We start from the raw sequence: 7272 nt of genomic DNA, 5'->3' as shown, positions 1-7272 counted from the left end.
AATAATCTGGCTTCAGCCCCGTTGCTATGTCCTCAGGTTGTCATAGTCGCTAAAAAAGACCTAACTCCAGCAAACCGCATCCTGTTCCATAAATACCCCTTACGCCACTGACACCGAAATAGCGGGATCAACGGTTAAGGCACGGCGGGAGCTTTCGAGGCCAGCGTTCGACTTGTTGCTATGGGGTTCGCGTTTTAGGGCCAAGAAGATCGCATAATGCATCGATCGGAACTCTGCGCTCAGGCGGCTCATGACCAGCATGAGCGCTTCGATACAGCATTTAGTTTTGCGCGCTGGCAGGGGTGTGCAATGAAGCGCCCGCCTTTTCGGCCGCTGCACGCAGACGCTTGTCTCTGGTCCATAAGACCGCTCGTTGATCGAGGAGAACTGAGGCCATCAAGTGGGCATCTGTATAGCCAATGCCCATACTGAAAATGGCGTGGCGATCAATCATCATCATAACTTCGTCGTGGGTCGCGACGAACGCTTCGCGCTGGGCCGCCAGGAAAGCTATCACGCTACTGCGATCCCGAAGGCTGCCAAGTGCGAGCTCTCCGATTACGGCTGGATGGCATAAGAGATGATCGTCCTCAATAATCCTACGCAGCTCTGAATCGGCATGCCGGAAATGATCGATCCAGATGGAAGTGTCGGCAAGTATCACTTGGCAGCTGCGCTCCGGCGGCGTGGGGCTGCCTCCGCATCCGGCATAGTTCCGCCAAGCGCGATGAGGCGTTTTCCCGACTCCACACGAACAAGCGTCTCCAACGCTTGGCGGACCAGAGTGGCGGTTTCTTTCGTGCCCGTTAGAGACCTAGCCCTTTCCATGAGGGTGTCGTCGAGATTGATAGTCGATCGCATCGTTTGGCTTCCTAATTATGGTGTTATAGATAGCACCATTTGGTGATAAAATCTACGCCTGATCTTCACTCCAATAGGTCGGCCGTCGGATGTGCAAATCCAGCGGCAGGATATTTGCACCAGGCGCGGGTTCCGGTCCCATGACGGCATGTCGCCGAACAGTCTGATGACGGGGGGCTGGAAGGAGGCCGTAAGCCGCTTGAAGATCGCGGCCCAGCCAAAGACATGGAGGCGCTTCCGCGTGGAGCGGGCCATCGAGGAAAGCTCAACGATCCGTTCGCTTCATCTTACGCCGGTCGATGGAGAGGCTGTCATCCCGCACCTTGCAGGCCAGCATCTGCCGATCCGCATCAAGGACGGGAAGGACACGCGTCGTCGAAACTACACGATATCAAGTGCTCCATCGGATGACTGCTACAGGCTGAGCGTCAAGCGTGAGGGCCGGGCATCCACGCTCCTTCACGCACTGCAGGAAGGCGACGAGATCGAGGCGCTGGCGCCTCTTGGAGCGTTCACCATCGATGCGACGGAACGCAGCCGTCCGGCCGTATTCCTCGCGGCTGGCATCGGTATCGCTCCGCTGCTGTCTATGCTGCGCCATGTCGTCCAGACTGGCGATAGAACGCGCCATCGCCGGCCAGTCTGGCTAGTGCGGTCGTCGCGCATCTCTGCCGAAAGAGCCTTTGATCGCGAAATCGGCGAACTGGTCGCGCGTAGCGAAGGGACGGTCCAGGATATCAGGGTGCTCGGAACGCCCGATGTCGGCGACGAGGGCCTTTTTGATAGGGCCGGTCGTATCGACATGACGCTGTTGAAGGCATATTTGCCATTCGGAGACTTTGTCTTCTACATCTGCGGGTCTTCCGCCTTCATGCAGTCGATGTATGACGGGCTGCGCGGATTGAATATTCCAGACGGTCGTATACATGCGGAGGCGTTCGGCCCCTCCGGTCTGAAGCGCGATCCCGGTGTTCGCTTGTCCGCGCTGCCGCCTCTGCCCATAGCTCAAGCTCCGACCCGCGTCGTCTTCACACGATCAGGAAAGGAGGGTGCTCTGGAAGCCGGGCGGCGGCTCCTTGCTGGAACTCGCCGAGCAGTGCGGCCTCAGTCCACTCTATGGCTGCCGGGCTGGCAATTGCGGCGATTGCCGGACAACAATTGTCAAGGGCGACGTCAGTTATCAAGCAAAGCCTGGCTATGCCGTAGCAGATGGCGAGGCGCTGATCTGTTGTTCGGTTCCTGCACAAACGGACGATGAATTGCAGCTCGATTTGTGAGGGCTGGCCAGAGCGTGGCGCGCTCCCGCTGAACGCGAGCAGAGCCACGTGGATCCTCAGCAATCGCCTCGGCACCACGTTCCGTGGCCATGAACCAGTGATATCACTACCTCTATGCCTGTCGGAATGATGGCGTTTTCAGCACGCCCATTCGAGGCAGAGAGTATAGAAGCGCTATCCGCTCCACACGATCTGGCCAGCCGACTGCGATGGCGGCCTTTGCGCCTCTCCCCGCTCTCCTGAAAGCGGGCAGAGCCAGGTCATGGCTTTATATTTCAACGGAGCCGAGGATCTCTTTGGCCCTGACCATCGCACCAAAGAAATCGAAGTCTCTCTGCAACCCGATCTTCTGACGCCCAAAGCGCAGGGCGACAAGGACGCAGATGGCCTCGACGCCGTCTATTCCTTCTCTATCGCCAGACGGTTTTGGGAGATTCGCGACTGGGCCTTTCCTGGACAAACGCCTTGATCTGTATTCGGTGTTCATACGATCCTCTCGTCTGACTGAGGATCCCTCATCGGTGCCCACATAGTCGGATTGCTCAATCGGAAAGAAGTTGCCGGCTTCGGCAACACGCTTCATCTGCTTAGGTCCAGCCCGAGCACCGGTGTGGGTGTCGGCGGTCGGACACGTGCGTCGGGAACTGGTCACGGGCCACCCAGGGACTTAAGGTAGGCGATGATATCCGCGCGATCCTACTCGCTCGAAACGCTGACGCTCATGCGCGTTCCACGCACAGCCTTGGTCGGGCCGGCAAGGTAGTGGTCGAGGGCCTCCTCCGTCCAGATGATGCCGGCGTTCGAAAGCGCCGGGGAGTAGCGATAGCCCTCGACGGTTGCCGCTTCTCGCCCGACGACACCGTTTAGGAAGGGCCCGGACTTGTTCTCGCCTTCCACCGAGTGGCACCCCGAACAGCGGCTGAAGAGTTGGTGGCCACGGACCGTGTCGCCTGAGTCTGCGGCGGCGGCCTGGCTCGCAATGCAGAGGGTCGCGATGGACAAGATCAATCGCAGTGCATTGAGCATGGTCACGCCTTCAGCTCTTCCGGATTGATCGGCAGGGTTCTGACACGCCTGCCTGTGGCTGCAAAGATAGCGTTGGTGACCGCGGGGAAGACCGCAGAGGTCGCTGCCTCGCCGATGCCTCCGGGCGCCTCGACGCTTCGCACGATGTGAGTTTCCACATGCGGCGCCTCATCGATGCGAAGCGGCAGATACGTGTCGAAATTGTTTTGCTCGACGCGGCCCTGGGCGAAGGTGATTGCGCCGTAGAGGGCCGCAGTCAGGCCATAGAGCGCGCCACCCTCCATCTGGGCGGCGATCGTATCCGGATTGACCGTCAAGCCGCAGTCGACCGCCGTCACGATCCGTGGAACGCGAACCGTTCCATCTGTCGCCACTGAGACATCGGCGATCATTGCGAGATAGGTTCCGAAGGCGAATTGTACTGCAACGCCGCGGCCCTGCCGCTCGGGGAGTGTTTTGCCCCAACCCGCCTTTTCTGCCGCGAGCTCGAGCACGGCCAGCGCACGCGGGTTTTCCGAGAGCAGCCGTTTGCGATAGTCGACGGGATCGGTCTTCGCCGCTGCGGCCAGTTCGTCGATGAAGCTTTCGACCACAAAGATATTGTGGGACGGCCCAACGCCCCGCCACCAGCTTGTTAGGACACCTGGCGGCTCAACCTGCTTGAACTCGACGTGGATCGTCGGAAGCTTGTAGGGCGGGTGGGCGGCGCCCTCGACGCCGTCGGGATCGACGCCGTTCTGCATGACAGCGGGTGCGATACGAGCAAAAATCGAGGATCCGGAGACGCGGTGGCTCCAGGCGATAGGACGGCCGTCTTGATCGATCCCCCCGGAGATCCGATCGTAATAATAAGGTCTGTAGTAGCCGTGCTGGATGTCCTCTTCACGGCTCCAGATCACCTTGACCGGGCCCTGGACCTGTCTTGCGATCTTCACGGCATGAGCAATGCCATCGGCCTCCAGCCGTCGACCAAAGCCGCCACCGACAATGTGGTTGTTGATGATGATCTTCTCGGGCTGCAGGCCGGTGACCGCAGCCGCCGCCTGCTTTGCCGCAGACATGTTTTGTGTTCCGACCCAGAGTTCGCAGGTGTCCTCGCGCACATGGACGGTACAGTTCATCGGTTCCATGGCCGTATGGGCAAGGAAGGGCAATTGATATACGGCATCGATCGTGACAGCCGCGCTGGATAGCGCCGTTGCGACATCGCCTTCGCTGCGTGCCACGGCTCCGTTCTCCTGCGACTGTTCATCAAGCTGCCGGAGGATGTCGGCCTGTGACACCGTGCCGTTCGCGCCGTCTTCCCACGCGATGCCAGCGGCCTTGAGCCCCTTCTTGGCAGCCCCTGTGTGGTCTGCGACGACCGCCATGGAATCCTCCGTGATCACGACCTGCTTCACACCCTTGATGGCCAGTGCTGCCGCCTGGTTCACAGAGATCGGTTTCCCGCCGAGGACTGGCGCGATTGCAATGGCTGCGAACTTCATCCCGGCAGGCGAGGCGTCGATACCGTATATCAATGCGCCATTCGTTTTCGAGCGCGTGTCGAGGCGTTTCGCTGAGGTCCCGAGCAGCCTGAAGTCGGCCGGTTGTTTGAGGGTGATGGTGTCCGCAGGGGGAATCGGCATAGAGGCGGCCATGTCGACCAGCTCACCATAGGCCCGCCGCGTGCGCCCGTCCGGGTTTAGGACGAACCCTTGCTCGGTCTTGCATGCGGCCACGTCGACCTTCCACTCGCTGGCCGCCGCCTGCATGAGAAGAAGCCGCGCTGTCGCGCCAGCCGTTCGCAACGGTGTCCAGAATGCTCGGATCGAAGTCGACCCTCCGGTCATCTGTCGTCCGAGCATCGGATGACCGTAAAGCGCTTCGTTGACGGGCGCATGCTCGATCTTCACTTCCTCCAGGCTGACATCCAGTTCTTCGGCAATCAGCATCGCCTGGGCGGTATAGATCCCTTGCCCCATTTCCACCTGTGGCATGACCAGGGTGACAAGACCCCTGCGGTCGATCCGGATGAAGCCGTTCGGTGCGAAGTCTGTGGCGCCAAGAGGTCCGGTGGAAAGAGGTCCGAGACTGACGATGAGACCGCCGCCGAGTGCTGCGCTCGCCTTGAGGAAACTGCGTCGGTTGAGGCTGGGGCCGTTCATTCTGTTCGACATGATCTCTGCTCCTCTCAGGCGCTGGCAAGCTTGATGGCTGCGCGAATGCGCTGATAGGTCCCGCATCGACAGACATTCCCGGACATGGCGTTGTCGATGTCTTCGTCGGTCGGATGTTCAACGTCAGAGAGAAGGGCAGCAGCCGACATGAGCTGACCCGACTGGCAGTAGCCGCATTGCGGCACATCCAGCTCGATCCAGGCGTTCTGAAGCGCCGTCCCGTGCGGAAGCGTCCCAAGCGCTTCAATCGTCGTGATCTCGCTGTCGGCGACGCTGTCGATCGGAGTGACACAGGACCGCGTCGCAACGCCATCTACATGGACGGTACAGGCGCCGCACAGCGCTTGCCCGCAGCCAAATTTGGTGCCTGTCATGCCGAGGACGTCGCGAATGACCCACAGAAGTGGCGTGTCGCCATCCACATCGACTGAATGCGGGTGTCCATTGATCTGGAGGGTGAACGCCATGTGCCTTGCTCCGTTGAAGACCTGAAGGTCGGCGGAACATGCAGTGTTTATCGATGTGGATAAATCGGCGTCTGCTGCACTTGCTGCATAGAGTAACTAAACAATCTGTAGATGGCTGCTCGGGCGTTTGCGAGCGCGTCGTCTGTGGCTATGCAGCGCCCGTTTCAGTCCATCGATGATCGCCTCAGCTCCGAGCAGGCATCGATAAAGACGCGCAGCTTGGGCTGCGCCTGAGCTGCCTTGGTAAAATAGAGATAGAGCCCGTCCGTGCCGGGTGAGTAGTCGAGCAAGACCGGTTCGAGCTGCCCGGCAGCGACGCGGTGTGACGCGTGGTAAGTCGAGGAGTAGATAAGACCCTGACCGCGTGCTGCAAGCCGTTGCATCAGCTCTCCGTCGTTGACGGTGACGGGGCCTGTAGGCTCGATGCTGACGTTTTGCCCATTCTCCAGGAATTCCCAGCGATAGATGTCGCCCTTTTCGGGACGACGAAAACGGATGCAGTTGTGCTTGGCGAGATCTGCCGGGATCATTGGCCGCCCATGCTTGTGGAAATAGTCCGGAGACCCGAAAACCGCCCAATGGAAGTGCGGGGAAAGCCTGACCGCAATCATGTCCTGAGCGATATAAGGCCCGATGATGATCCCAGCATCGTAACCGGCGGCCACGAAGTCATGATGCCTGTTGCTGACTGTGATATCGACCTTGACCTTGGGCCAGGCGGCAGAGAACTCGGGCAGGAGCGGCTCGATGACGAAGGGCACCGCGAGGCGCTCGACGATGAGCTTTAGGGTCCCGGAAGGTTCGTTTGCGGAGCCTGACGCCTGGTCAAGGCTGGCCTCGATAGCCTGTGCGGCAGGTCCGACCTCGGCGAGCAGCGCTTCACCTGCCTCCGTCAGGGAGATCCGTCGCGTCGTTCGGTGAAACAGCGGCGTGCCCAATCGACGCTCGAGCTTCTGCAGCGCCTGACTGACGGCCCCCGGGGTGACCTCGAGGTCCAGTGCGGCCTTGCGAACGCTGTTCCGGCTTGCGACCGCCAGGAATTCTGCCAATCCATCAAACGGGTTCTGACGGCCCATGCTCTCCTCATCGACACTTGCCAGCGCTGCAGTCGTCCATCCGCTGGCTACATGCGACCCATAGCGGATAAACGCAACTGAATTCTGGACTCTGATGCCTTCCCTCGAGTTGGTGTAGCTCGCACTACCCGAGTGACACGTGGGACTGCGGACCGGCCTCGGTCCGTTAGATCGCCCATTCCGCTTATGTCTCGTCTCCTGCCTCCGGTTCTGCCATGAAGCAACGGGGCATCGCCAACGCTTGACAAGGCCTCCGACATCATAATTATACGTCGTATAAATATGGAGCATGGCATGGTTTCCGGACACGTTGTCAAGCGAATCGAGGAATTGACCCCTCTGCCGAATTGAAGAACTGACCCCCTCATTGGTTTGCAGTTTCGTTGGTTTCAAGCGCCGCTCCGGC

Annotated in this window: 8 protein-coding genes and 1 pseudogene; 3 read left to right on the top strand and 6 right to left on the bottom strand. The window is 59.9% G+C overall.

Translation table 11 applies throughout. The features are described 5' to 3' along the window. Positions 1-280 precede the first annotated feature (280 nt). Together GGD50_RS32235 and GGD50_RS32230 are read right to left on the bottom strand one after the other, a co-directional pair. Positions 281-664, bottom strand: a complete 384-nt coding sequence (locus GGD50_RS32235; protein ID WP_183941332.1) for a type II toxin-antitoxin system VapC family toxin — start codon at positions 662-664, stop codon at positions 281-283. Continuing rightward, positions 661-861 carry a type II toxin-antitoxin system VapB family antitoxin gene (locus tag GGD50_RS32230; RefSeq protein ID WP_016736583.1) on the bottom strand — a complete coding sequence of 67 codons (201 nt, stop codon included), beginning with the start codon at positions 859-861 and terminating at the stop codon, positions 661-663. The genes GGD50_RS32235 and GGD50_RS32230 overlap by 4 nt, the downstream gene beginning before the upstream one ends. Before the next feature lie 148 nt (positions 862-1009). Between GGD50_RS32230 and GGD50_RS33640 the strand changes: the two are divergent. From GGD50_RS33640 to GGD50_RS32220, 3 genes and pseudogenes are all read left to right on the top strand, one after another. Then, a pseudogene (locus tag GGD50_RS33640) lies at positions 1010-1681 on the top strand (FAD-binding oxidoreductase); the annotation flags it as partial. A 229-nt stretch (positions 1682-1910) separates the two neighbouring features. Next, positions 1911-2138, top strand: a complete 228-nt coding sequence (locus GGD50_RS33635) for a 2Fe-2S iron-sulfur cluster-binding protein (protein WP_414125267.1) — start codon at positions 1911-1913, stop codon at positions 2136-2138. 262 nt (positions 2139-2400) lie between these two features. Beyond that, positions 2401-2607 carry a hypothetical protein gene (locus GGD50_RS32220; RefSeq protein ID WP_183941328.1) on the top strand — a complete coding sequence of 69 codons (207 nt, stop codon included), beginning with the start codon at positions 2401-2403 and terminating at the stop codon, positions 2605-2607. 227 nt (positions 2608-2834) lie between these two features. Here the strand turns inward: GGD50_RS32220 and GGD50_RS32215 are convergent, their stop codons facing one another. From GGD50_RS32215 to GGD50_RS32200, 4 genes are all read right to left on the bottom strand, one after another. Then, positions 2835-3164, bottom strand: a complete 330-nt coding sequence (locus tag GGD50_RS32215; RefSeq protein ID WP_183941334.1) for a c-type cytochrome — start codon at positions 3162-3164, stop codon at positions 2835-2837. A 2-nt stretch (positions 3165-3166) separates the two neighbouring features. Continuing rightward, on the bottom strand, positions 3167-5323 hold the full coding sequence (locus GGD50_RS32210) for a xanthine dehydrogenase family protein molybdopterin-binding subunit (protein WP_183941326.1): 2157 nt from the start codon (positions 5321-5323) through the stop codon (positions 3167-3169). Between the two features lie 14 nt (positions 5324-5337). Further along, complete coding sequence (locus GGD50_RS32205) at positions 5338-5790, bottom strand: (2Fe-2S)-binding protein (protein WP_183941324.1); 453 nt, start codon at positions 5788-5790, stop codon at positions 5338-5340. A gap of 164 nt (positions 5791-5954) precedes the next feature. Then, a complete protein-coding gene (locus GGD50_RS32200) occupies positions 5955-6866 on the bottom strand; it encodes a LysR family transcriptional regulator (RefSeq protein WP_183941322.1) in 912 nt (303 codons plus the stop codon). Positions 6867-7272 lie beyond the last annotated feature (406 nt).

The organism is Martinezella paranaensis (genome assembly GCF_014200235.1).
Taxonomy (GTDB): domain Bacteria; phylum Pseudomonadota; class Alphaproteobacteria; order Rhizobiales; family Rhizobiaceae; genus Rhizobium; species Rhizobium paranaense.
Note: the sequence above shows the minus strand (reverse complement) of the source record. Positions and strands in the feature narration are given on the sequence as shown.